Annotated in this window: 21 protein-coding genes and 1 tRNA gene; 6 read left to right on the top strand and 16 right to left on the bottom strand. The window is 37.8% G+C overall.

The window, feature by feature from the left end; genetic code table 11:
* Positions 1-394: 394 nt before the first annotated feature.
* From dinB to ACFSQ0_RS07595, 3 genes are all read left to right on the top strand, one after another.
* Entirely contained in the window at positions 395-1,612 is a 1,218-nt protein-coding gene (gene dinB, locus ACFSQ0_RS07605) for a DNA polymerase IV (protein ID WP_379046466.1), read from the top strand.
* 2 nt (positions 1,613-1,614) lie between these two features.
* Complete coding sequence (locus ACFSQ0_RS07600) at positions 1,615-4,581, top strand: DNA polymerase III subunit alpha (RefSeq protein WP_379046463.1); 2,967 nt, start codon at positions 1,615-1,617, stop codon at positions 4,579-4,581.
* A gap of 253 nt (positions 4,582-4,834) precedes the next feature.
* Positions 4,835-4,984 (top strand): hypothetical protein, encoded by a 150-nt coding sequence (locus ACFSQ0_RS07595; RefSeq protein WP_379046460.1) that lies wholly within the window; start codon positions 4,835-4,837, stop codon positions 4,982-4,984.
* Here the strand turns inward: ACFSQ0_RS07595 and ACFSQ0_RS07590 are convergent.
* From ACFSQ0_RS07590 to ACFSQ0_RS07570, 5 genes are all read right to left on the bottom strand, one after another.
* Positions 4,974-5,696: a hypothetical protein gene (locus tag ACFSQ0_RS07590; RefSeq protein ID WP_379046457.1), complete on the bottom strand. Its 723-nt coding sequence runs from the start codon at positions 5,694-5,696 to the stop codon at positions 4,974-4,976. The two genes, ACFSQ0_RS07595 and ACFSQ0_RS07590, sit on opposite strands and share 11 nt — an antisense overlap.
* 267 nt (positions 5,697-5,963) lie before the next feature.
* Positions 5,964-6,170, bottom strand: a complete 207-nt coding sequence (locus tag ACFSQ0_RS07585) for a YgaP family membrane protein (RefSeq protein ID WP_379046454.1) — start codon at positions 6,168-6,170, stop codon at positions 5,964-5,966.
* Positions 6,171-6,216: 46 nt separating this feature from the next.
* Positions 6,217-9,408 (bottom strand): efflux RND transporter permease subunit, encoded by a 3,192-nt coding sequence (locus ACFSQ0_RS07580; RefSeq protein ID WP_379046451.1) that lies wholly within the window; start codon positions 9,406-9,408, stop codon positions 6,217-6,219.
* A 5-nt stretch (positions 9,409-9,413) separates the two neighbouring features.
* Positions 9,414-10,505 (bottom strand): efflux RND transporter periplasmic adaptor subunit, encoded by a 1,092-nt coding sequence (locus ACFSQ0_RS07575; protein ID WP_379046448.1) that lies wholly within the window; start codon positions 10,503-10,505, stop codon positions 9,414-9,416.
* 32 nt (positions 10,506-10,537) lie between these two features.
* On the bottom strand, positions 10,538-11,839 hold the full coding sequence (locus tag ACFSQ0_RS07570; protein WP_379046446.1) for a TolC family protein: 1,302 nt from the start codon (positions 11,837-11,839) through the stop codon (positions 10,538-10,540).
* 201 nt (positions 11,840-12,040) lie between these two features.
* Here ACFSQ0_RS07570 and ACFSQ0_RS07565 point away from each other — a divergent pair, with 201 nt between their 5' ends.
* Positions 12,041-12,457 carry a PepSY-like domain-containing protein gene (locus ACFSQ0_RS07565; protein WP_379046443.1) on the top strand — a complete coding sequence of 139 codons (417 nt, stop codon included), beginning with the start codon at positions 12,041-12,043 and terminating at the stop codon, positions 12,455-12,457.
* A 77-nt stretch (positions 12,458-12,534) separates the two neighbouring features.
* Here the strand turns inward: ACFSQ0_RS07565 and ACFSQ0_RS07560 are convergent, their stop codons facing one another.
* Positions 12,535-13,167, bottom strand: a complete 633-nt coding sequence (locus tag ACFSQ0_RS07560) for a Crp/Fnr family transcriptional regulator (protein ID WP_379046440.1) — start codon at positions 13,165-13,167, stop codon at positions 12,535-12,537.
* 40 nt (positions 13,168-13,207) lie between these two features.
* Positions 13,208-14,437, bottom strand: coding sequence for a multidrug effflux MFS transporter (locus ACFSQ0_RS07555; protein WP_379046437.1), 1,230 nt, complete (start codon positions 14,435-14,437; stop codon positions 13,208-13,210).
* Positions 14,438-14,651: 214 nt separating this feature from the next.
* On the opposite strand from ACFSQ0_RS07555, the gene ACFSQ0_RS07550 reads away from it, so the two are divergent.
* Positions 14,652-14,729, top strand: a tRNA-Pro gene (locus ACFSQ0_RS07550).
* A 217-nt stretch (positions 14,730-14,946) separates the two neighbouring features.
* Here ACFSQ0_RS07550 and ACFSQ0_RS07545 read toward each other — a convergent pair.
* Positions 14,947-15,255, bottom strand: a complete 309-nt coding sequence (locus tag ACFSQ0_RS07545; RefSeq protein WP_379046434.1) for a hypothetical protein — start codon at positions 15,253-15,255, stop codon at positions 14,947-14,949.
* 334 nt (positions 15,256-15,589) lie between these two features.
* On the opposite strand from ACFSQ0_RS07545, the gene ACFSQ0_RS07540 reads away from it, so the two are divergent.
* Positions 15,590-16,258 (top strand): hypothetical protein, encoded by a 669-nt coding sequence (locus ACFSQ0_RS07540; protein ID WP_379046431.1) that lies wholly within the window; start codon positions 15,590-15,592, stop codon positions 16,256-16,258.
* Positions 16,259-16,462: 204 nt separating this feature from the next.
* On the opposite strand, the gene ACFSQ0_RS07535 is transcribed toward ACFSQ0_RS07540, so the two are convergent.
* The 8 genes from ACFSQ0_RS07535 to ACFSQ0_RS07500 form a co-directional block, all read right to left on the bottom strand.
* A complete protein-coding gene (locus tag ACFSQ0_RS07535; RefSeq protein WP_106676379.1) occupies positions 16,463-17,104 on the bottom strand; it encodes a DUF6266 family protein in 642 nt (213 codons plus the stop codon).
* Positions 17,105-17,192: 88 nt separating this feature from the next.
* Entirely contained in the window at positions 17,193-17,666 is a 474-nt protein-coding gene (locus tag ACFSQ0_RS07530) for a DUF6943 family protein (RefSeq protein WP_379046428.1), read from the bottom strand.
* Between the two features lie 231 nt (positions 17,667-17,897).
* Positions 17,898-18,194, bottom strand: a complete 297-nt coding sequence (locus ACFSQ0_RS07525; RefSeq protein WP_223077120.1) for a helix-turn-helix domain-containing protein — start codon at positions 18,192-18,194, stop codon at positions 17,898-17,900.
* A gap of 770 nt (positions 18,195-18,964) precedes the next feature.
* Positions 18,965-20,914 carry a heavy metal translocating P-type ATPase gene (locus ACFSQ0_RS07520; protein ID WP_379046425.1) on the bottom strand — a complete coding sequence of 650 codons (1,950 nt, stop codon included), beginning with the start codon at positions 20,912-20,914 and terminating at the stop codon, positions 18,965-18,967.
* Between the two features lie 33 nt (positions 20,915-20,947).
* Positions 20,948-21,739 carry a cation transporter gene (locus tag ACFSQ0_RS07515; RefSeq protein WP_181898143.1) on the bottom strand — a complete coding sequence of 264 codons (792 nt, stop codon included), beginning with the start codon at positions 21,737-21,739 and terminating at the stop codon, positions 20,948-20,950.
* 27 nt (positions 21,740-21,766) lie between these two features.
* Positions 21,767-22,207 carry a Fur family transcriptional regulator gene (locus ACFSQ0_RS07510; RefSeq protein ID WP_379046421.1) on the bottom strand — a complete coding sequence of 147 codons (441 nt, stop codon included), beginning with the start codon at positions 22,205-22,207 and terminating at the stop codon, positions 21,767-21,769.
* A gap of 50 nt (positions 22,208-22,257) precedes the next feature.
* Positions 22,258-24,786, bottom strand: coding sequence for a heavy metal translocating P-type ATPase (locus ACFSQ0_RS07505; protein ID WP_379046418.1), 2,529 nt, complete (start codon positions 24,784-24,786; stop codon positions 22,258-22,260).
* A complete protein-coding gene (locus ACFSQ0_RS07500) occupies positions 24,783-25,145 on the bottom strand; it encodes a SpoIIAA family protein (protein WP_379046415.1) in 363 nt (120 codons plus the stop codon). The genes ACFSQ0_RS07505 and ACFSQ0_RS07500 overlap by 4 nt, the downstream gene beginning before the upstream one ends.
* Positions 25,146-25,181 lie beyond the last annotated feature (36 nt).

The following is a 25,181-nucleotide window of genomic DNA, read 5'->3' as shown; positions in this document are numbered from 1 at the left end:
TTTCCTTAAAGCTGATTTAGTTTTTAAGTATACTAAACTTATATCAAAGCAGGGTTTAAATCATATTGTCTTTATTCTAAATCCATATTGAATCTAGTATGCCTATACCTTAGTCCACTTTTTAGTGGACTTACTGTGGACTTACTGTGGACTCACCGTGGACTCAGGATACTTATGATAAAGCTTTAATAAGAAGCAAACAAACTTTGTATAGATATAAACAGTAGACGTGCCGGGTGAATTTTATGAATTAAGAATTTGTTTGTTTACTTAACTGTAAATCAAATAGTTGTTTTTTAGCTGGTAAAATTTAACACGTATAAACATACAAAACTCTAGTTATTGTTTTAATTTTGGAATAAATCCATTAAGAAGGAATAAATCCTTAAAAACAATGAAACCTCAAGCTATATTACACCTCGATTTAGATACATTTTTTGTATCTGTAGAGCGTCTTTTAGACAATCGATTGCAGCAAAAACCCATCTTGGTAGGTGGCTTAGGCGATCGTGGCGTAGTGGCGGCTTGCAGTTATGAGACTAGAAGTTATGGTATACACAGCGGTATGTCTATGCAAGTGGCCCGCAAACTTTGTCCGCAAGCTATTGTGATAAAAGGCAACGCTTCTACTTATACGCAATATTCTCACTTGGTGACCGAAATCATAAGGGCAGAGGTACCTGCTTTCGAGAAAGCCAGTGTAGACGAATTTTATGTTGATTTAACCGGAATGGATCGGTTTTTTGGTACGCAGCAATTTGCTTTTGACCTCAGAAAAAAGATCATTGCAGAGAGCGGTTTGCCTATATCTGTAGGCTTATCTCAAAACAAAGTAGTTTCAAAAATAGCTACAGGCGAGGCTAAACCCAATAATGAGCGTTATATACCTCAAGGAACAGAAAAGCATTTTTTAGCTCCGCTATCAACCAGAAAAATTCCTATGGTAGGTCAAAAAACCTACACCAAATTAGTGCAAATGGGCATACAACGCATACAAACTTTGCAAGAAATGCCTTTGGCTGTGATTGAGCAGGTATTGGGTAAAAACGGAAAAACCATTTGGTTGCGTGCACAGGGTATAGACAATAGCCCCATTATACCGTATCACGAGCGCAAATCAATTTCTATGGAGCGCACTTTTAACCGAGACACAATAGATGTAGTGCGTTTAAAAAATAGCCTACAAGCCATGGCAGAAAGCTTGGCTTATCAACTAAGAAACGCACAAAAATTAACCTCAATTGTTACGGTAAAAATCAGATACTCCGATTACCAAACGCAAAGCAAACAAACCCGAATAGCCTATACCAGTGCAGATCATTTACTGGTTCCTCAAGCCTTAGCACTTTTTGACCAGCTGTACCAAAGAAGAGTGCTCATAAGACTTATCGGGCTTAAGTTTTCGGGGCTAGTAGGGGGGCATCATCAAATTGATTTGTTTGATGATTCACAAAAATTAATCGATTTATACCAGTCTATTGATAAGATAAAAAACAGGTTTGGAGAACGCAGCATTTTAAAGGCTTCTACACTAGATAGTAAAAGTATTGGCGGCATGGGAAATCCGTTTAACGGTGAACCTCCTATGGTTTTGGCTCACAGAAAACAATAACAATGTATTTAAACTGTCATTCTTGGTTTTCATTGCGCTACGGGGTAATACCAGAAGATGAGCTCTGTGACTGGGTTTTAGCACAGGGTGTTCAAGATTTTGTATTAACCGATATCAACTCAACATCGGCTTGCTTATCGTTTATAAAGCATGCGCAAAAGCGCGGTGTTTGTCCGCGTGTAGGAGTAGATTTTAGAAACGAACATCAACAACTCTACGTAGGAATCGCGCAAAACAACCAAGGATATTATGAGCTCAATCGGTTTTTATCACAGTATTTAGAGCAGCAGCAAGACTTTCCGCTTCAAGCGCCTAATTTACCTAATTGTTATTTCATATATCCGATACATGCCCTAAAAAAGTTAGTAAGCTTTTCACTTTTATCCCAGCATTACGTGGGAGTTAGCTTTACGGATTTACTTTCGCTAAAGCGGAATAAATTAGCCTATCCAAAAGAAAAACTGGTGTTCTTACAAAGCCTAAGTTTTAGAAACAAAAAAGATTTTAATGCACATCGGTTACTGCGAAGCATCGATTTAAATTGCTTGTTAAGCAAACTGCCTGAAGCGCAGCAAGGCCAAGCAAAACACACTTTTTATACCCCAGAAGTAATAACGCAGTCCTGTAAGGGTATCGACTATTTGCTCAAGCAAACTCAAGAATTACTGGCTAACTGTCGGGTAGATTTTAAGTTTGGGGTACAATACAATAAAAACTTACAGCTACTGGGCAAAACTCAAGAGGAAGATACAAAGCGATTAAAAGATTTGTGCTACCAAAAGCTACCTAAACGTTACCCACAAGCATCGGTGGAGGTGATGCAACGGGTAAAAACCGAGCTGAATGCAATTATTAAGTTGGGTTTTGTTTCTTACTTTCTTATTAATTATGATATTATTTGCTACGCTCAAAAAAAGAATTACGCCTATATTGGGCGGGGTAGTGGAGCCAATTCGGTAGTGGCTTACATTTTAGAAATCACCAATGTAGATCCTATTGAACTCGATTTGTATTTTGAACGCTTTATCAATGCAGGACGCAGTTCACCTCCCGATTTTGATCTCGATTTTTCTTGGAAAGATAGAGATGACATCACCCGGTATATTTTCTCTAAATATACGCATACCGCTTTGATGGGTACTTATGTGACTTTTAAACGCAAAGCGGTAATTAGGGAGTTGGGTAAAGTTTTTGGTTTGCCCAAAGCACAAATAGACCGTTTGAGTAAAGGGAGGTTTAATGATAATCAGCTCGATCATTTAGAGCGCTTGGTGTTACGCTACAGCAAATACATAGCAGGTTTTCCCAATTATATAAGCGTGCATTCTGGTGGTATTCTCATTTTAAATCAACCGGTTTTTCATTATGCCGCCACTTTTATGCCACCCAAGGGTTTTGCTACCATACAAATAGATATGCATATTGCCGAAGAAGCTGGTATACATAAATTTGACATTTTGGCTCAGCGTGGTCTTTCAAAAATCACCGATGCACTCGCTTTAATAAAAGCCAATCAACCTCAGGCTAAACTTAAAGACATCAATAAGGTAGATGACTTTAAACAAGACACGCGTATAAATGCTCTGCTAGCTCAAGGCGATTGCATGGGCGTTTTCTATATTGAGTCTCCCGGTATGCGTGCTTTGTTAACCAAACTAAAAACCGATAATTACCTGAATTTAGTTGCTGCCAGCTCGATTATACGCCCCGGGGTTTCTAGTGCAGGTATGAAAGAAGAGTTCATCAAAAGACACCGACAACCCGAAAAAAGAAAAGAAGCGCACCCGGTTTTGAATCAGATTATGCCCGATACTTACGGTATTATGGTATATCAAGAAGATGTGATGAAGGTAGCGCATCACTTTGCTGGCTTAGACTTAGAAGATGCCGATATTTTACGCCGTGGTATGAGCGGTAAAAAAACGTCTAAAGATCAAATGCAGCGCATAAAACAAAAGTTTATTAGCAACTGCCTGCAAAAAGGTTACTCCAGAGAAATTATACATGAAATTTGGGGACAGATAGCTTCTTTTGCCGGATATGCTTTTCCTAAAGGGCATTCGGCATCTTATGCGGTAGAGAGCTATCAAAGTTTGTACTTAAAATGTTATTTTCCTCTAGAATTTATGGTGGCTGTTATTAATAATGGAGGCGGATTTTATGGTATGCAAACCTACTTGCAAGAGCTGCGAAACTGCGGAGGGCGTGTGCATTTGCCTTGTGTAAACCAGAGTCATTTTGCTCTAACTATTGATAAACAAGATGTTTATTTGGGTCTGGGATACTTAAAAGAACTAGAACAAAAAAACATACAATTACTTTTAGAAGAAAGAAATTTTGGTGGCGCATTCCGCTCGCTCGAAGACTTTTTAAATCGGCTAAATGTTTCTATCGAGCAAGTAAGTATTTTGATTAATGCTGGAGCCTTTAGATTCACGGGGCAATCTAAATATGAATTGCTTTGGCAAGCTCATTTTCAGCTTTCTACAAATCCGTATCAACAGCAAGTCAATCGCTGGCAACAAAAGCTATTTGTAAATCCCACAAAGAAATATGAGTTACCGGCTTTAGAACAAAATTTTTTGAGTGATGCTTATGACCAAATGCATCTTTTGGGATTTCATGTGTACCATCCGTTTCAACTGCTTCAACATAAAATAAGCAGCAAGCTAGGCGTGCGCCACTTCTCTTCTTGGGCAGGTAAAAGCATTTGTATTTACGGCGATTTAATTTGCTTAAAAACCACAAAAACCAGCAAAGGGGCATATATGGCTTTTGGAACTTTCTATGACGCTTGGTTTGAAGTTTTTGATACGGTACATTTTCCAGCAACTTACAATCAATTCCCTATTTATGGTATGGGTATTTATAAAATTGTAGGTAAGCTCACCTACGCTTATGAGTACCCCAGCATTATAGTGAGCAGTATAGAAAAACAAGCCGTACGTAAAGATCCGCGTTTTGTTTAGAAAATGTAGCTACTGCTTAAAAGAAAAAATAGTACTAAGTATTGGGCGTGACCAATAAGAGATTTCATATGCCAAACATATAGGTAAATTACATTCTGATGCAGATATATAGCAAATGAGCTGCACGAGCAACTAGAATTGCGTTGACTTAAATATAGCCTTAAACATTGGGATGTAGGAATTTATCTATAAAGCGAGCAGATAAAGTAAATGCTCAAATAGAATCAATTGTTTTAGAAAAAGGATTTTGACTATGCGAAGCTTTATAATTTTACGGTTAACTTGGCAAGTATTCACCAAGCAAATAGTCCTGCATCTGCCAATACTTTACGAATTAAAAGTAAGCGAAGACAAGCCATTAATCATAGATTTAGCAATGGGCATAGAATATATTAGTAACTAAACGGACTTTTAAAGGTTGTCCAATCGGTTGTTTTTAATGATTTCCCTTCAGTATTCATTGGCGTGAACCTAACTTTATATTTTCCTTTATTTTTAAATCTAAATGCACCCGAACACATTCCATGTCCAACATTTAGTTTGGCATTCTGAGCTTTAATATAAAATGTTTTTTTAATGTCGGAGCTTAAGTCAACCACTTCAGTCTTGTACCAAATTTCAGATTCGGGGTTATTTTTAATAACGAAAATAGCATTAGCAGCTGGTCCACAACCATAATGTATAACTTCGGTTTTTTCGAATTCAATTTTCAGATTAGACTTTAGCGGCTCGAGTTCCTTTTTGTCTGTTGTTCTCCAATAAACGCTCTCTCTTTTTTCATTTTTAAATTGGTCAGCGTAATTAATATAGTATTTTGTATTGGGTTTTAATTCTATAGAGGAACAAAAAACAGCTTGGGTTAACTGCATTTGTCCTACGTGTATTTCTTCAAGATTCAGTTCAATTAATTCACCGGTTTCACTTTCAAGATAAACTTTTTTGTTTTTGAAACTATTAATTGTTTTTTGACTTGAAGCGTATCCTTGGATGATAAATTTTGAATTTAAGCCAATTTCTCTTTCTTCTGGAAAGAAAGTTATTCCACTCATCGAGCAGTCTGCAAACACTGTTTCACTACCGAAAGTGAGTAATAAAAGAAGTACAATATTTTTCATGATGATGTTTTTTAAACTTAGGTCAAATTTCGTTCCATTTATATTTTAACCCTTTGTACCTATACGGTATATACATCCGCTTTAAGCGGAATTGTGTACTTTAAAATCATAAGAAACCTCTTGTTTTATTATTAAAAGTACCCCAACGCCATAAAAAGTATTTTAGCTCACAAGCCTACTACTTTTAATCAAATTAAAATTTAAAATAAAAAAAGGTCATCTAGCATTAGCTTAGACGACCCATTTATAATTTTCAAGAATTTACTCTTATCTTGAGCAGCAATCTCCTGCTTCTTTTACCCCTAATTTTTTGAGGATATCTTCCATAAGACACCATTTAGTAAGGGAGGACTGCAGGAGATTAATTCCTACAAAACCTGTAAACCATAAAAAATTCAAGTTTACATATACGGCCAGTAAAACACTTATTATAACAAAACTACCAGCAATTGCTCTTATCCATCTATTAATCATATTCTTTATTTTTATTTAATTATTTATTTAGCATTTATCTTTTACTTTACGGATGATTTTTACGCTCAACTAAGTAATACACCAACGGCACTACCAGTAGCGTTAAAAAAGTAGAGGCTATGGTACCACCCATTAGTGAAATAGCCAGTCCTTGAAATATTGGATCAAACAAAATTACAAAGGCGCCAATGACCACTGTCCCAGCTGTAAGCAGAATAGGGGTAGTACGTACTGCACCCGCTTCAATCACCGCTTCTTTAAAAGGCATTCCTTCGGCAAGTTGCAGGTTAATAAAATCAATGAGTAGTACTGAGTTACGCACCATAATACCTGCCAAGGCAATCATACCAATAAATGAGGTAGCCGTAAAAAAGGCGCCCATCATCCAATGCCCTAGAATAATGCCTATTAAAGACAATGGGATGGCTACCATCATTACGATAGGGGCTTTAAAGTTTTGAAACCAACCTACAATAAGCATATATATTATGATGATTACCCCTAAAAAGGCGATACCTAAATCTCTAAAAACTTCTAAAGTTACCTGCCATTCTCCATCCCATTTAACAGTATAATCGGTTTCATTTTCTGGGGAACCTAAGTACAGCTCATCTATTTGATAACCTACTGGCAAATCCAATTCTTTTAGTTTTTGGGTCATTCCTAAAATAGCATAAACCGGACTTTCGAGTACTCCCGCCATATCGGCGGTAACAAAAACCACTCGTTTTTGGTCTTTGCGGTAAATACTTTGTGGTGCTTGGCGTTTTTCAATACTTACTAACGAATGCAAGGGAATCATTTGTCCGTTTGCATTTTTTATACTTAAATCGGTGATAGCGTCAATATGATTCTTTTGAGCATTTGTTAAACTCAATACAAGGTTCACGGCCTCTGCAGCTTCGGGTTGGTAAACTCTACCAATTGACCGTTCAGCCAAAGCCAATTGTGCAGTTTGTACAATTTTTTGTGTACTTATACCTTGAAGCATGGCTTTGTCTTGGTTAACTATTAGATTGTACTCTTCAAAAGGGTCTTCACTCATCCAATCTACATCTACCACATCTGAAGTAGTGCGTAAAAGTTGTTTTATATCTTTAGCCAATTGTAGTTGTTGATCATAGTCGGGACCATATATTTCGGCTACTATAGTCGATAACACCGGCGGACCCGGAGGTACTTCTACCACTTTTATATTTGCACCAAATTTATCGCCTATTGCTTGAATGTGCGGTCTTAGCAATTTTGCAATAGCATGGCTCTGCTCAGACCTATCTTTCTTATCGCGTAAATTTACTTGAATATCGGCGGTATGGCTACCGGCACGTAAATCATAGTGACGCACTAAACCATTAAAGGTTATAGGAGCTGCGGTACCCACATAGTTTTGATAACTTACTACTTCTGGACGAGTTTTTAAAAACTGTCCGATTTCTCGGGTCACTACTGCGGTACGTTCTAAACTTGTGCCTTCGGGCATATCGATAATGAGCTGAAATTCATTCTTATTATCAAAAGGTAGCATTTTTACGGCAACACTCTCGGTAAAAAATAAACCCATACTTAAAAATAAAATGCCGAAGGTGCCCAGTAAAAATCCCCAACGCCAGGCTTTGCGTTCTAATAGCGGACGCTCGAATTTATTGTACAGATTATAAATTATACCTCTTCCTTCTTTTTGAGCTTTAGGCTTAGCCTCTTTTTTCTCTTTTTCACGCAAGAAAATAAAACCTAAATAAGGGGTAATGGTTAAAGCTACAAATAAAGATAGAATCATTGCAATAGAGGCACCAATAGGCATCGGACTCATATAGGGGCCCATCATACCACTCACAAAAGCCATAGGCAACACCGAAGCAATTACGGTAAAAGTTGCCAATATGGTAGGGTTTCCTACTTCGTTAATAGCATATAATGCAGCATCTTTAAATGCTAATTTTTTCATTTTAAAATGCCGGTGCATATTTTCGGCAATGATAATAGAATCATCTACCACAATACCAGTAACAAAAACCAAAGCAAATAAGGTAATACGGTTTAAGGTGTAATCGAGCATGTAATAGCTTAGCAAGGTTAAGGCAAAGGTTATGGGTACAGATAAAAATACCACTAAACCACCGCGCCAGCCCATAGCCATCATAACCACCAAAGTTACCGCTATAATGGCGCCAATAAGGTGCAATAATAGTTCACTTACCTTTTGCGAAGCGGTCTCACCATAATTACGCGTTACCTCTACGTGTACATCAGGAGTTAGGGTGGAAGCCCTTAGACTCTCTACTTTTTCTAAAATTTTATCGGCAAGTTGCATAGCGTCAGCACCTTTTCTTTTGGCTATAGATAAGGTTACTGCTGGATATTCACTTTGAAAGTCTTGTTGCGCATCGTGTCCCTTACCAAAACCAAGCGAGACATAAGTGGTTGATCGCTCTGGGGTTTCTTCTATTTGCGCAATTTGTTTAAGATAAACAGGTTTACCGGCTTGTGTGCCTACGATTAATTGTTCAACTTCTTGTTGGCTTTTTAAAAATCTACCAGTTTTAACCTGGTACTCAGTATCGTTTTGATTAAATTTACCTACGTACTGTTTATGGTTGTTGGCACCGATTAATTGCACCACCTGTTGTAAATCAAGTTGACGCTCTCGTAGCTTGTTTTTGTCTATGCTAATGCGCATTTCTTTACTACGGCCTCCAATGATTGAAGTCTGACTTACATCGGGTATTTTTTCAATGGCGTTTCGAGTTTCTTGTGCGATTTGTTTTAGCATATAATCATCTAGATGCTCGCTCCATAGGGTTAAACCTAGAACGGGTACATCGTCTATGGCTCTGGTTTTTACCAAAGGCATACTTACCCCGCTGGGCATCAAATCCATATGTTTTTGAATCTCATTGTAAAGTTTAACATAGGATCGTTCGGTATCTTCGCCCACATAAAATTGAGCAATAAGCATCCCACCATCTTTCTGTGCTACGGCTTGCACATGTTTTACTCCCGTAATATTGGTGAGTATCTTTTCTAGTGGTTCAATTACACGCGATTCTACCTCTTGAGGACTGGCTCCCGGATATCCGATAAAAATATCGGCCATCGGCACTTCAATTTGCGGTTCTTCTTCGCGCGGAATCAAAAACGAACTCCATACGCCTACCACCATAAAAACAATCATCAATAATATGGTGAGTTTTGACTGTATAAACGATTTGGCAATTTTGCCAGCAATACCTTCTTTCATCCGATTCATTTTTTAACAATGGGGGTTCCGTTCTGCAACCTGCCTTGTGAATTAATAATAATTTGTTCTTCAGGAGATAAACCGCTCAAAACTTCTACTTGGTCACCAAAATCTTGACCCAAGCGCAACCAACGTAATACGGCGGTGTTTTGAAGGCTAGGGGTGAACACTCCGGTTAATTGACCCTGTTTTACCAAAGCCTCTTTAGGAATTAGAAGCGGAGCGGCTTGCAATTCGTGGTCTTTTTTTAATTCAATGGGGAGTTTTACCTGTGCATACATTCCAGCTTTTACGCTCGCTGGCGGATTAATTAAACGAACTTTTAATGTATACTGTCCGCCTGTAAAGCGTGCCGAATTACTTAACTCAAAGACTTCGGCTTTAAGTCGCTGGTCAATACTACTTAAATAAACCGCTACACTATCTTGCTGATTGATACGATTAATATCGGATTCGGGGATACGGGTTTCAACCAATAAACTTTGGTCACCTTCTAATTGCATCAATACCTGCCCTGGTTTGGCTAAATCGCCTACTTGAACATTTTTGCTAGTAATAGTACCGGTGAAAGGTGCTTTTATTTGTGTATATGCAAATTGCGACTCAATTTCATTTTGCATTTCTTGCGCGGCCTTTAAGCGAGCTTGCGCCATGCTATATTGGGTTTGCATATCATCTAGTTCTTTTTGGGTGGCACTATTTTGTTTAAAGAGTTGGGTATAGCGTTCGTAATCTTTTTGAGCATTTAGAAAAGCCGCTCTAGCCTCTGTCTGCTTGGCTTTTACCTGTGCCAATTGAGCCGAAAGCTCTGTATTGCTAATGTTAATCAAGCTCTGACCCTTTTTTACTTTATCGCCTAGTTTAGCATACACAGCTTTCACATAACCCATATGCCGAGTGCTTATCTGCGCTGCATTATCGGCTGCGACCGTACCGCTTACCATAATATAAGGTTGATTTTCTTGTGCTTTTTTAAGCGTGAAAAGGTTTACCGCAACCGGATTGGCTTGTTGAGTTTTTGCAGCCGACTGTTCTTTATTGCATGAGATAAACAATAAGGCTATGACTAGGCCAACAGGGAATAATATATTTTTCATTTGTAAAGGTTTATAGAATCGTGTTATCATCATTAATTGGTTAAAAAGTTGACATAATATAAGGCTTGGTTGTAGCTATAAATGCTTTGGTAATACTGTAAGCGTTTTTGTGCATAGACCGCTTCTGCTTGTAAAAGTTCGGTGGTTTTTTCGAGTCCGGCTTTAAAGCGGTTAGCTCTTATGCGAAGCGCTTCTTTTGCTTGCTCTACTGCCAATTCGGCTTGTGCTACTTCACGCTCTGCATCTTGTAACTGGCGTTTTGCTTGCTCAAGCTCTGCTAAACTCTCTTGTTCATAATCTTTGGTTTCAAGAACGGCTTTTTCCCATTCATTTTTAGCGCGTTTGTTTTTAGCAAATCGCTGGCCGCCCTCAAAGAGTGTCCAGCTTATTTGAGCACCTATCCAATAGCCTTCGGCTTGTGTTCCAAATAGTGCATCATCGTGCCATTGGTAGCTCCCAAAGGCTGCAAGTTGGGGTAAAAATTGCATGCGCGCTGCCCGTAATAAATTCTTTTGAGCCTCGGTAGCCTGTTTCTTCGCCATTATATCATTACGCTGTTGTAAATTATAATTTGTATTTAAAGCAACCATTTGTAGTTGCAGGCTATCTGCTGGTTGGTAGGCAGTGGCCAAATTATTGCCCATCAATAAATTCAGATGATCAGAGGCATTTTGAATAGCACTTTTAGCATAGTTCAACTTGGTTTGAATATCACTCACTCGCATTTGTACCAAAAGTACATCGGCATCTTGTAAGTAACCGGCGGCTCGATTGTCTTGAGCCATTTTGAAGTGTGCTTGTGCGGCGACTAAAATTTTTTGCAATACCGCATAGTTTTTGTGTGCTAACTGCAATTGCATATAAGCCATTTTGGCCTGATATATCATAAAAGTTTGTGTGTGCTGTTCTTGGTATTGAGCTGCTTGCCAGGCTTTTTTGGCTGCTTTTCGCTCATAAATACCGTCTAAATGAAGTAAAGGCATTTGTATGCTGGCCTTGGTTTGAAAATTCTCTATGGCTTCTGGATTATTCAAGCGCATAGGGTCAAAATCAATTGGTGTTAAGATTTCTTGATTGAGTTTAGACCCAAAGGCCATCAAGGGGTTGGTAGTGGTGGTGGCCTGATGAGAAATTCCTAGTTCGGGTAAGAATACCGCGGCACTTTGTTGATAGTCGGCTTGCGCCATGCGCGTATTGTACCCCGCAATTTTAATTTTAGCATTTTTTTTCTGCACCTGTGCTAATACTTCCTGTTGAGTAAGCAGGTTGTATTCCTGTGCTTGACTTAAAAATCCGCTTAAAGCGAAAATATACAGTAAAAACTTGACCTTCATTGTTTCTAATTTTAAACAAAGGTATTTGTATATTGATCTACTTTTCGTAACCTAAGTTACCTAAACCTTAATTAAATTATAAAAGGAGGCCTATAACGTTAAAGCGAATTAAATTCACATGATTTTAATACAAGACAGAAATTATTTTAATAGCTTTGGGTAAACATAAAAACAAAGTTGAATTTTAAATTTTAAAATATTATGAAAAAGATAATTTTAGGTGGAGCAATGGCACTTTTTAGTTTTAGCTTTATGCAAGCTCAAAGCGTAAACGACTTACCACAACCAGCAAAAGATGTTATTCAGAAGCATTATAAGGCTTGGAAGGTAGATAAAGTAAATATAGATAAAGATGACCGTCAAGAAGCTTTTCAAGTGAAGTTTGCAAACGGTGCTAAAATGGATTTTAATATTGAAGGTTACCTTACCGAAATTAAAGGTGATACCGAAATTCCTGCGGCTTTAATTCCTGAAAAAGTAAGTTACTTTGTGCAAAATAAATATCCTGAACAAAAGATTACCGAATGGGAATATGAAGACGGTAAACACGAAATTGGTTTAGACAACGGTACCGAATTGGAATTTGACGGAAACGGAAAATTTTTAAAAGTTGACTAATAACCATTGATTAAATTGAAAAACCCAAACTTTAAGTTTGGGTTTTTTTATGTTTGATTATAACTAACAAACTACGTTTAGACTTTTAGTAGTTCTAGGCTATTGCGATTAATTTTGAGGTAACCTTGATATTCTAGTTTTTTTAATAGGCGAGAAATAACCACGCGCGACGAGTTTAAATCTGATGCTATTTCTTGGTGAGTCATTTCTAGATGAACCGAACGGTTGATTTTCTTTTTGCTTTCTAAATAACGTAGAAGGCGCTCGTCTAACTTGGTAAAAGCAATATTGTCTATAGCCGAAAGTACTTCCATCAAGCGGTTGTGGTAGCTTTCAAAAACATAATTGCGCCAAGATTTATACTTAGAAGACCATTCTTCCATTTTAAAAACGGGAACCATGAGTAAAGTAGAGTTTAATTCAGCTACAGCTTTAATTTCACTTTGTTTGTGCCCCACACAACAACTAAGGGTCATGGCGCAGGTTTCGCCGCGCTCTAAAAAATAGAGCAATAACTCATATCCGTCTTCATCTACACGCGAAATTTTAATCGCACCATCTAGTAATAAAGGCATAGAGCGTATATAGTCGCCTACTTGTATCAGCTCTTCACCGGCTTTTACCTCTTTAATCACACCAACGTCTTCAATTTCGGCGATTAATTCAGGTTGAAAAAGCGATTGGTAAGCTCCGTCTAAGGTGTTGGGCATAATTAGGTCTGTTTAGCATTAGTGTTTTACTAAGGTACACTTATTTTGCACTTTTTAAAAAACTTACGGCGGCTTTTTCTTTCCACTCAAAACCAATCAGTAAAACATAGCTCAGTAAAAAACAAAGAAAAATACAAATGGCCATAGGCAATAAATACTGCCCAGAAAATGAGCTGATTACAAAGGAGGAGACCGCTCCTAAAATCATTTTAAAACTGCCTACCAACGCCGAAGCTCGTCCGGCTTTTCGTGTAAACGGATAAAGCGATAGGGCAGTGGTATTGGGGTTTTGAAAACCCAATAAAAATAATATTACAAACAAGCAACCTAATATACTGATGTAATGATCTACATACAACGAGAAAACTACCAGTAAAATACTAAATACCAGCAGAATAAAACCAACAAATTTAGTGGTTTGGTAGGTGCTAAATCGTTTGAGTACCACCCGGTTTAACTGACTTCCCGCAATAAGTCCTGCGGCGTTTAAACCGAATAACCAACCGAATTGCAATTCGGTGAAATGAAATTTATCGGTAAATAAAACTGGCGCATTGGCGATATAAGCAAATAGCGCTCCTATGCATAAACTACCGGCAAGCGAGTAGGTGAGGAAAATTTTGTTTTTAAAAATACCCACATACTTTTTGGTTACCTCAATCGGATTCAGGTTTACGCTATAATCGGCAGGAAAATTATCGGGTAGAAACCTAAACACACTTACAAACATCAAGCTGGCGACAATAACCAAAGCCAAAAAGATGTAGGGCCAATGCAGGTGGTGAATGATAAAGCCGCCTAGAGTAGGAGCCACAATGGGCGCACCTCCCATAATGAGCATTAAAAATGAAATGGCCCGGGCTACTTCTTCGGGTTTAAAAACGTCGCGCACCACAGCTTTTGAAGCGACCATACCTGCCGAAGCACCTATGGCTTGTAAAAAACGTGCAGCCATGAGCCACCAAATATTGGGAGAGAAAAAGCAAATTAAAGCGGCAAAGATATACAACACTAAGCCGAATAACAGTGGAGTTTTACGACCAAACTTATCCATCACCGGACCGTACATTAATTGCCCCAGAGCAATTCCGATAAAATAAGTGGTAAGCGAATAACCTACTTGTGATTTGGGTATACTAAAATCCTGTGCTATTTGTTCAAAAGCTGGCAAATACATATCAATAGAAAGCGGACCTAGAGCAATTAAGGTTCCTAGCACCCAGAGAATAATCTGTTGCTTTTTCTTATGTGTTAAAGTCGTGGAAGGCATTTTGCAAAGGTGCAAGTAAATTGGATAATAGCGAACGGTTATAGGTTAGTTTAACAAAAGATTAATCGGAGTCTAAAAGCGACTAAAAGCTTAGCGTCTTGGTAATGAAAAGTTTAGTATACTACGCAATACGAGGCTAATTATCTGGTGCAGATTAAGCCTTTTAATATTTGGTAAATTGTCAAAAACTTAAGTATATTTGCGCTGCAACATTCGGGATGTAGCTTAGTCCGGTTAAAGTGCGCGTCTGGGGGGCGCGAGATCGGAGGTTCGAATCCTCTCATCCCGACCAAAGGAATCCAATCACGAGAGTGATTGGATTTTTTATTTTTAGCCCTAAAGCCTAGCTTTAAAGGGCATAAAAATAAAAAATCCAATTTCAGGCGGTAGCCTGTTGGATTCATTTGAGCAACGATCCCTTAATGAGGATCAACGCAGTTAATCCTAGTAAAGATAGCCCTAAAGCCTAGCTTTAAAGGGCATAAAAACAAAAAATCCAATTTCAGGCGCTAGCCTGTTGGATTCATTTGAGCACCGATTCCTTTTTGAGGATCAACGCAGTTAATCCTAGTATAGATAGCCCTAAAGCCCAGCTTTAAAGGGCATAAAAACAAAAAATCCAATTTCAGGCGGTAGCCTGTTGGATTTATTTGAGCACCGATTCCTTTTTGAGGATCAACGCAGTTAATCCTAGTATAGATAGCCCTAAAGCGCAGCTTTAAAGGGCATAAAAACAAAAAATCCAATTTCAGGCGGTAGCCTGTTGGATTCATTTGAGCACCGATTCCTTTTTTTTGAGGAAAATCTCTCGTCTGCATTGCTTTACATTCCCAACCTGGCTTATCCTTTTTCTTTATTAAAATGTATCAAAAATGTATCTTTAAAGAAACGGTAAAATAGTAGGCCTTTAATTCAAAGGCATGCCTCCAGATTGTTATGGTATCTATGGCAAGGATAAATGTATAAGACTCATGAAACAATTTATTTCATTGCGCTCCTTGTAGCTTATAAACTAAATCTGCCTCTACTGGTTAAAACTGACTCTAACACATTCACTCCTCAATAACTTAGTTACACTTTATCCAATAAAGAAATTGTTTTAAAAGAGTATATTTGGGTTGATAAAACGAGTTGTGCCTCATTTGAAAAAAATTGAATTATCTGTTTAAAGACATAGAAAAAAGCTTAATTCGGAAATTAAAAAACTCCGAACCCAACAGCGTTTGGACTGAATTTGTAAGAGTGGTATTTGAATTTGAAAATTCCTATATCGAAATTGACTGCCTACCAGAAAAAGCCGATTCACAAAATATCGCTGACGAAGCAATGACTGTCAAAATTCGAGAGAAAACAGAAAAGTACCAACCTAACGAACAAGCAATAAAAATTAAAGAAAAGAATAAGATTACAGATATCAAAATTGCCCGAACACTACTCTATTTCACTGACGCCATAACACAAACTAAAAAGGTGAAAAAGTTAGATTCCAAATGGAATAGAATGTTAAGCAAAATTTCTGGAGTTAGGAAAAGTGAAATCGATAAGTTACTTGAAGGGACTACAAGCAGTTATCACAGTCAAATTATTTGTAGTCCTGATTCAGAAGAATCAAAAAACGCAAGTGCAAAATACTCGAACTTAATCGACGTTGGAATTGTAGTGGAATTTGACAATCAATATTTACCTGCTTTGGTTCAAGGAAACGCTTTTGGATTTGCACATTTGGAAATGAAACCGCTTCTGTCATCGAATGAAATCGAAAGGTCGTTGAATAAATATAAACTGATAGAAATAAAAAACGAGGCACAACAACGTGTATAGTTCATTGCTTCTGAGATTCCTACTCGGAAATTAAGAAACCCTTATTTATAAGGGATTTCAATTAAAAAGGCAACAATAAGGCAACAAATATTTGATTATAAGAACTAATCAAAGGAAAGAAATAATAGATAAAATTAGGAACTTATTAAACGATAAAAATAAAACCGTTCGTGTAGAACGGTTTTATTATTTAAACATCAACCGTTAATTAGCTGTTCCAGAGCCTAAATAAACGCTGTTTGAGACGATACTACCATCAGCAGTAATAAATGCCATAAAAAGCTCAACAGTATCACCTGCATAGGTACTTGGAATTGTAATGATTTGTGATCCTACAGTTCTATCAGCACCATCAAGAATATACATTGATTCTTTTTTACTTGGATTGTAAACTAAAACCATTGCTTTATCGGTTGCATTTGCATTACCTTCAGCAGAGTTGTCATCCCAAGTAAATTCTACTTGTCCCGCAGTTGCTAAATCTGTTGCAGGGTTCAATGCTCCAGATAGATTACCTCTACTTAATAAAGCTAAAGCATAATCTACTGTAAAGTTTGGTGCAGCTCCTGTAATAGCATTATTCAATACATATGACATTGCTGCATTAAACTCTGTTTTTTGTACCGCATAAGATTTATACCCTTTCTTGATAAAACCTAAATTCGGTTGAAGATACTCCAAAGTAACAGTAAACTTGTTTCTTTGGTTAACTTGTCCTTCTGTTCGTGGATTTGCCACATTTGAAGGCTTAATTCTCAAATAGTCAATACCTTTCCAAGAAGCACCAACTACGTTTCCTACTTTACCTGATACACCGCCCAGGATTCCTTGTGAAATAACACCCATTGTATATAAAATTTAAAATTAATACTTGTTCGAAGTTGGTACGGACTTGGTACGGTCTTTAACCAACACAAGTAATATATGGCAAATACTATGCTAATAGATTGATTTGGTTTTTGTTGCCCTTTGTTGCCCGATTTTGCTTTTTAGAAAATAGATTTTGTATGTATGACACTTTTAAATCTGCCATTTTTGAAATTACTTTTTGAAGTTCAGCTTCTTTTTTGCTAATTGCTGACACTATGTTAATATGCTTTTGTAATTCTTCAAATTCAATTAGCATAGAATTGTAACCATCTTTAAGCGTGTTTCTGCAATCATTTACAGAAATGAATGGAATAACACTACCTTTTAGATGATACGCATAGAAACCACCTATTTGTAGCATCATTGATAAATGATAAAGGGTGTTTTTTTCTTCTTCTGTTGGTACAGTTACCACAAAGCAATTAGGACAGGGATTTATTAAAGGCTTTCCGCTGTTTTGCCCTTTGTTCAGGATAAAAAAATGAGGTTGCGAGTAGATTCTTCCGATTTGGTGTGTTTTCAGTTCAAAAGTTGACATAGCTATCCAATTTAAAATTGCTTCGCTACGCTTCGCACCATTAATTTTTTAAAAGAAAAACAATAAAAAAAGAAAGCCGTATGTTCTTGTGGCGTGGATAAGGCTGTCAAGGTTTTTGGAAAAAATACTACCCTCTTTTTTAAATAATATTGGGGTGGAGATTTTTTTCAAAACCCGTAGGGCGTGACCTTTATAGCCTTGCGCGTTGGCTGTGGTAGCCACATATATTTGCTACCTTTTTTTATGTATTTTTTGTTGTTCTAAAACATCTAATATGTCTTCTTTTTTATAAAAAATTCTGTTGCCCATACGAATTGGATTTAAAATGCCGTGTTTATTCCAGGAATGTATTGTTACTAAACTTATCTTTAAATAATCGGATACTTCTTGTCTTGTTAGGATTTCATCATTTTGTTTTTTAGATAATTCTTTAAGGTAGTTTTCAATTTTAAACATTAGTTTATCTGCTACCGCATCTGCTAATTCATCTATTGTAACCTCTGTGATTTGGATTGTTTTTGTAATCATCTTGTTTTCTTTTTAGTTAATTGATTTCCACTTTTTGGGGCATAAACTCTTAAAAAAATAGGTTACAATACGTATTTGAGCATTGGATGAAGCGGTTGTATGGGTAGCGTTTTAAATATTTGTTTGATAAAACAGCATTTAAACAAGCTACTTATACAGGATTTATAGGCAATAGCTTTTTGTTTTTTTGAGGTACGAGAAAAAGCAATATGCTATGGCTTATTACTACATATTCTAAACCTATTTTTTTATAACCGCTGACTTGGGTGGTGGGGAAAAGTGGTCTTTTATATTTGTTAACGAAATGAAACAAACAAAGACTTGAGGTAAGGAATACTTGGACTTAACGATGGTTTTGTGCAGCTTGAATAAGGTAACGAATATGCATCATTTTAAGCTAAATTTTCATATGGCTATTGTTTCAGTTTAGTTCGGATTTTTATTAAAAGTTCGGGTGTGAGCGTGGGAAAAGCGGCTATTTTACATAATGGCGTTATAACTACAGCTTTGGTGATGCGGTGGGTGTAGCGGCTGCTATTATAACTACCCGTTATGTAAACATAGCTTGGGGTGGTTTTTGGTGTGCGCGTTGGGAACAGCTCTTTGCTTTTTTATTGTACCACTTTTTAAAATATACCCGCAAATAAAATAAGCAATGTGCTGTGTGAGGGTTGGCAACCAAAAACTACAAGTGCGGTGGATAGCGGAACAAAACAAAAGACAGAGGATTTTGAGGTACGAAAAAACTGGGTTTTGTTTTGTGGGGACAATTACCAACTCATTCGTTGTAATCTAACTGCATTTAAAATTGCTAATAATGCTACTCCTACATCTGCAAAAACTGCTTCCCACATTGTAGCTAAACCACCTGCTCCTAAAATTAAGACAATGACTTTAACACCAAAAGCTAAAATGATATTCTGCCAAACAATTTTTCGTGTGGAACGACTTATTTTAATGGCTCTAACTACTTTTGAAGGTTGGTCGGTTTGAATGATAACGTCTGCTGTTTCAATAGCTACATCACTACCCAAACCACCCATTGCAATTCCAACGTTACTTGCTGCTAAAACAGGCGCATCGTTTATACCATCCCCTATAAATGCTACTTTATTTTCAGGATTCTTTTTTAATATTTCAACTTCGTTTAACTTATCTTCTGGAAGTAAATCACCTTTTGCATTTTCGATGTTCAACTCTTTAGCGACTTGTTGAGTAATGGAATCTTTGTCACCGGAAAGCATCATAATATTTTTGATACCAACTTTTTGTAATTTGACAATTGTTTCTTTGGCATCTTCTTTTAATTCGTCTGCTATTACCACATAACCAGCAAACTTGTTATCTATTGCAACTAATACAATAGATTCTACAATATTTTCCGTTTCCGCTGGGACTTCTATATTATTAGCAATCATTAATGCTTTATTACCTACTAAAACTGTTTTACTATTTACAATTCCTTTTAATCCTTTACCTGCAATTTCAGAAACGTCTTGAGCTTCAAAATCTTCTCCTTCTGATTTATACTCTAAAATTGCTTTAGCAATTGGATGCGTGGATTGTTCTTCCATCGCCATTAAATATTGCATAAATTCGGTTTCTTTCCAATCAATTGCTTTTACTTCTTTGATTTTAAAAACACCTTTAGTTACGGTTCCTGTTTTGTCCATTACCAAAGTATTTATCTTGGTCATTGCATCTAAAAATGAAGCACCTTTAAATAATATTCCATTTTTTGAAGCTGCTCCCAATCCACCGAAATATCCTAATGGAATTGAAATCACTAACGCACAAGGACAAGATATTACCAAGAAAATTAATGCTCTGTATAACCAATCTCTAAACACATAATCATCTACAAAAAAGTAAGGTATAAAAGTAACACCAATAGCCAAGAACACTACAATTGGTGTGTAGATACGAGCAAACTGTCTGATGAATAATTCTGTTTTAGATTTACGTGCTGTTGCATTTTGAACCAAGTCTAATATTCTCGCAATAGAACTGTCTTCAAACTTATTGGTTACCTCAACTTCAATAACGCTTTCCAAATTAATACTACCTGCGTAAACCTTTGCTTCTTTTTGAATGGAATCTGGTTTGCTTTCTCCTGTTAACGCAGCTGTATTTAAAGATGCTTTTTCGGATAATAAAATGCCATCCAATGGAATTTTTTCACCTACACGAATTTGAATTTTCTCTCCAATATTGACAACTTCAGGCGAAACACTTTTATAATCTCCCTCACGAAATACATTGGCTTCTTTAGGTCTAACATCTAATAATGCTTTTATATTTCCTTTTGCACGATTTACAGCAGCACTTTGAAATAATTCGCCTACTGCATAAAATAGCATAACCGCAACGCCTTCGGGATATTCACCTATTATAAATGCCCCAATAGTTGCTATAGACATTAAAAAGAACTCTGTAAAAACATCACCTTTTTTAATACTAATCCAACCCTCTTTTACAACAGGAAACCCTACAGGAAGATATGCAATACCATACCAAGCAATACGAATCCAATCCTTAAAGAAGGAAACATCAAAATAATCTAAACCTATACCAATGATAAGCATTGTAAAACTTATGATTGCAGGTACATAGGTTTTGAATGCACTACCATTACCGTGGTTATGGCCATCGTCGTGACTGTGCTCGCCTTGTTGTTTTTTTGGTTCTAAGTCACGTAAGTTTATTTTTTTCTTTTTCATATGTTCAAATCAAGTTTGATATCATTTTAAAAACTACTTCGATAATTTCAATATTCTCAATGCACCGCGCATTACAAAAGTGAAAACGATGCCGCCAATCACTAAATCGGGCCATTTACTATTCAGAAAATAAACCAGCACCCCAGCTACTATAACACCACCATTAACAATAATATCATTGGATGTAAAAATGGCACTTGCCTGCATATGAGCCTCTTGACTCTTTGCCTTGTTGATGAGCCAGAGCGATATCAAATTACCTGCCAATGCGAAAATTGAAACGATAATCATCCATTGAAACAAGGGTGTTTCGGTATTGCTAAAAAACCTTCTCAAGACCTCTGCAAACCCAAGTGTTGCCAATGCCATCTGAAAGTATCCGCTGTATTTCGCAACCTTCTTTTTTCTTGAAATGGCACCGCCTACCGCAAATAGGCTTAATGCATATACGATGGAATCTGCCAGCATATCTAATGAGTCTGCCACAAGACCCATCGAAGAAGAAATCCAACCGGTGGTCATTTCGATAACGAAAAAGCCAAAGTTGATGCCCAAGACCCACCATAGGATTCTTTTTTGTTTGGATTGGTCTTCCATTACGGGTGGTTCGGCTTCTGTGGTTCCTTCTAAGGAATCCCCAAGTTTTAAGCTGGCTATAGACGTTTTTATCGCCTTGACGTCGTCCACGTGATATACTTCCAATTTTCTGTTTGGAATATCAAAATCCAAGTGTTTTACTTGAGCATAAGACTCTAACTTCATCCGAATCATCTGCTCTTCTGAAGGGCAGTCCATTTTAGTTATTATAAAAGTGCTTTTTTTCAAAATCAATCTAATTTGTTCGTTTGTTTATTAAAGTAAATTACTGCTGCATTTTTCGCATATTCCCTTTAATATCAGGTTCACATTTCTCACTTCATAATCGTCTGGCAAGCTTTCTTTCGATATCTTATTCGGTAAACAGATTGTTCTTCTGCAATCGGTACAATGAAAATGCAGATGTAAATCTATACCGTATTTATCTTTGGCGTTTTCATCAGAAATAGCATATTTTGCCACTCCGACCCCATCATTAATCTGATGAATCAGCCCTTTATCCTCGAAAATCTTGAGATTTCGATAAAATGTCGTTCTGTTTGCTGTTTTATTGGTTTCGCTCTTTTGAACAAAAGCCTTTTTCAAATCGGAAAAGGACACGGCACTTTGCTTCCTTTTCAGGAACTTGTATATCTTCAACCTCATTTGAGTAGGTCGAATACCGTGATTTAATAGTATCTTTTCCGTTTTAGTCATTGCAATATTAATTCAAAAGCAAACCCTTTTTTCAAAACATATATTTGATGCTATTTCTTATAAGCCAAAAGCCTTAACGCATTAAAAACCACAAGTAATGTTGAGCCTTCGTGGATGACCACTGCAATACCGATATTGGCCCAACCCATAATGGTCGATGGGATAAGCAATGCCACAATACCGAGGCTTACCCAAAGGTTTTGCTTGATAATTGCCTTTGCCTTCCTGCTCAAGCCTATGGCAAAGGGCAGGGTTTCCAATTTATCGGCCATTAGGGCAATGTCTGCAGTTTCCAAGGCCACATCACTGCCCGCTGCACCCATTGCGATACCTACTGTGCTGTTTGCCATTGCAGGGGCATCGTTCACACCGTCGCCTACCATTGCGACTTTGGATTCCTGTTCTTTTAATTTTTTAATGGCATCTACCTTTTCCTCTGGCAACAGGCTTCCCCAGGCATCGGTCAACCCAATTTCTTTAGCAACGGCATCGGCAACCTTTTGATTATCCCCGGTTAGCATTATCATCCGCTTGATACCGATTTCCTTTAATTTTTTCAGTGTTTCCTTGGCCGCTTCCCGTGGGGTGTCCATCAGGGCGATGATACCTATATATTCTTTGTTCCTTCTTATGAGCATCGTAGTATTTCCACCACCTTCAAGTTCTTTTACTTTATTCGATATATCTTCGGATGGTTTTGCTTCATCGAGGTCTTCGTACAAGTCAAGGTTTCCAATATAGATTTTATCCTTGCCCAAAGAAGCCTTGATACCTTTTCCGAGAACTGCTTCCAAATCTGACGCATCGATAATATCAGTACCTTTCAGACGCTCTTTCCCATCCCTTACGACGGCTTTGGCCAAAGGGTGGTCGCTCAAGTTTTCAACGGCAACGGCTATCTTTAACAGTTCATTTTCTTCAATATCCCCCAATGGTACTACTTCGGTAAGTTTGGGCTTGCCTTCGGTAAGCGTGCCTGTTTTATCAAAAGCCAAAGCGGTTATGACCCCTAAATCCTCAAGTGGTCGCCCACCTTTGATGAGCACGCCGCCACGTGCTGCCCTTGCCACACCGCTCAATACGGCACTTGGTGTTGAAATGGCCAGTGCACAGGGACTTGCAGCTACCAATACCGCCATTGCACGATAAAAGCTGGCACTAAACGGTTCGTCAATGACCAGAAAAGCAAAGAGTAGGATACCAACCAGTATCAGTACGGATGGCACAAAGTATTTTTCGAACTTATCGGTCAGCAGTTGCGTGGGGGACTTCTGGGTCTGTGCCTCGTTGACCAATTTGACCAGTCGGGACAGGGTAGAGTCTTTGGCTTCTTTGATTACCTTTATTTCCAGCGTGTTATTACCGTTGATAGTTCCGGCAAATACCCGATTTTCATCCTTAATATCATCGTCTGCCGAATAGTCCCTGCCTGTATCTTCCACGGGAAGTTTATCCACGGGTACACTTTCCCCAGTAATAGGGGCCTGGTTTACACTGCTTTTTCCGTTGACCACGACGCCATCTGCGGATATTTTACTATTGGGCTTGACCACTATAATATCGCCAATACTCAATTGCTCAATTCCAACTTCTTCGGTCTTGCCATCTTTTTTAAGCAATGCTGTTTTTGGTGCAAGGTCTGCAAGCGCAGCAATGCTTTTTCTTGCTTTGTTCATTGCGTAATGTTCCAAGGCGTGCCCAAGGCTAAATAAAAACAACAACAGTGCACCTTCTGCCCATTCTCCCAGAATGGCGGCACCAATGGCAGCGACCAGCATTAAAAAATCAATTTCAAAACCACCCTTGGCCACAGTTTGAACCGCTTCCTTGGCCGTAAAGAAACCACCGAAAAAGTACGCGCCAATGTACAAAGTAAGACTGACCCAATCCGGGATGGATTCCACATAAGAAAGCCCGAAACCTATCCCGAGAAGTGCCCCACAGATAATGGAAAAAATAAGTTCCGTATTTTTACCGAAAACCCCACCGTGGGCGTGCTCTTCTCCTTCCTCGTGGGTCTCGCCCTCCTTGTGCTCGTGGCCCTTTGTGGAAGTTTGCTCTTTAGTATCTTCCTTCTTTGAACGCACCTCTTTTTTTTTGGATGCTTCGATGTAATCATTTTCGTTTGAAGAACTCCGCTGAACCTGAAGGTTTTCCTTTTCAATCTGTTTACTTATTTCATCAAAATTTGTTTGCTTTTTATCAAACTCAAGGCGAACCATTCCAGAGGCCGAAACGGAAGCCTCCAAAACCCCATTGATTGCCAAAAGGCTTTTCTCTATGGAACGTGCCTGTCTTGTATGTCTGATTCCTTTAACCTCAATGAGCAAATGCCCGTATTTTTCGGTAATCTCGGCACCTGTCCGTTCTGCGAGAGATTGAATGCGGTCTATGGAAATAATATCGGGGTCATAATGAAAACAGAGCTGTGGCGTGGCATCTTCTTTTGTATCGGCAACGTGCACTTTTTCAATACCCTCTTTAGCCTGTAGTTCTTGAATAAGCCTTTCAACACAATTATCTTTTTCGTTTGGAACTTGCGGTAGGATAACCGGGATTTTTATTTGTAGTTTTTTCATTTTTTACTATTTTTTTTAATCCATTCTTTGGCATCGTCTTTTTCTTCTGGCTTATAAAATTTTATATGTGCCTCTGAAAAAGGAAGCAATGCCTCGGTAAATTGCTCCTGCCATATAACGCTACCCACTAAAGCAACACGCTTTAAATGTGTTTCATTCGGAAGATTTAATTCAATGCCCTTCCAATAGGCACTTACCGTCCAGCCTTCAAAATTTTGCATTTCAATGTACCAGGAAACTTCCTGATATGCAGTTATATGTTCTGTTAAGACCGGTATCAAGTTTTCATAATCCTTGGCATCCAGCTTATTCTCTGCCACCATATATACAGTAGCCTCTTTTTTATAGATTGTTATCATTGCTCACTATTTATAAATGATAATTGAATTTAAAAA

The sequence above is a fragment of the Mesonia sediminis genome, from assembly GCF_042684705.1.
GTDB lineage: Bacteria > Bacteroidota > Bacteroidia > Flavobacteriales > Flavobacteriaceae > Mesonia > Mesonia sediminis.
The sequence above is the reverse complement of the archived record's forward strand: the minus strand, read 5'-3'. Positions and strand labels throughout refer to the sequence as shown.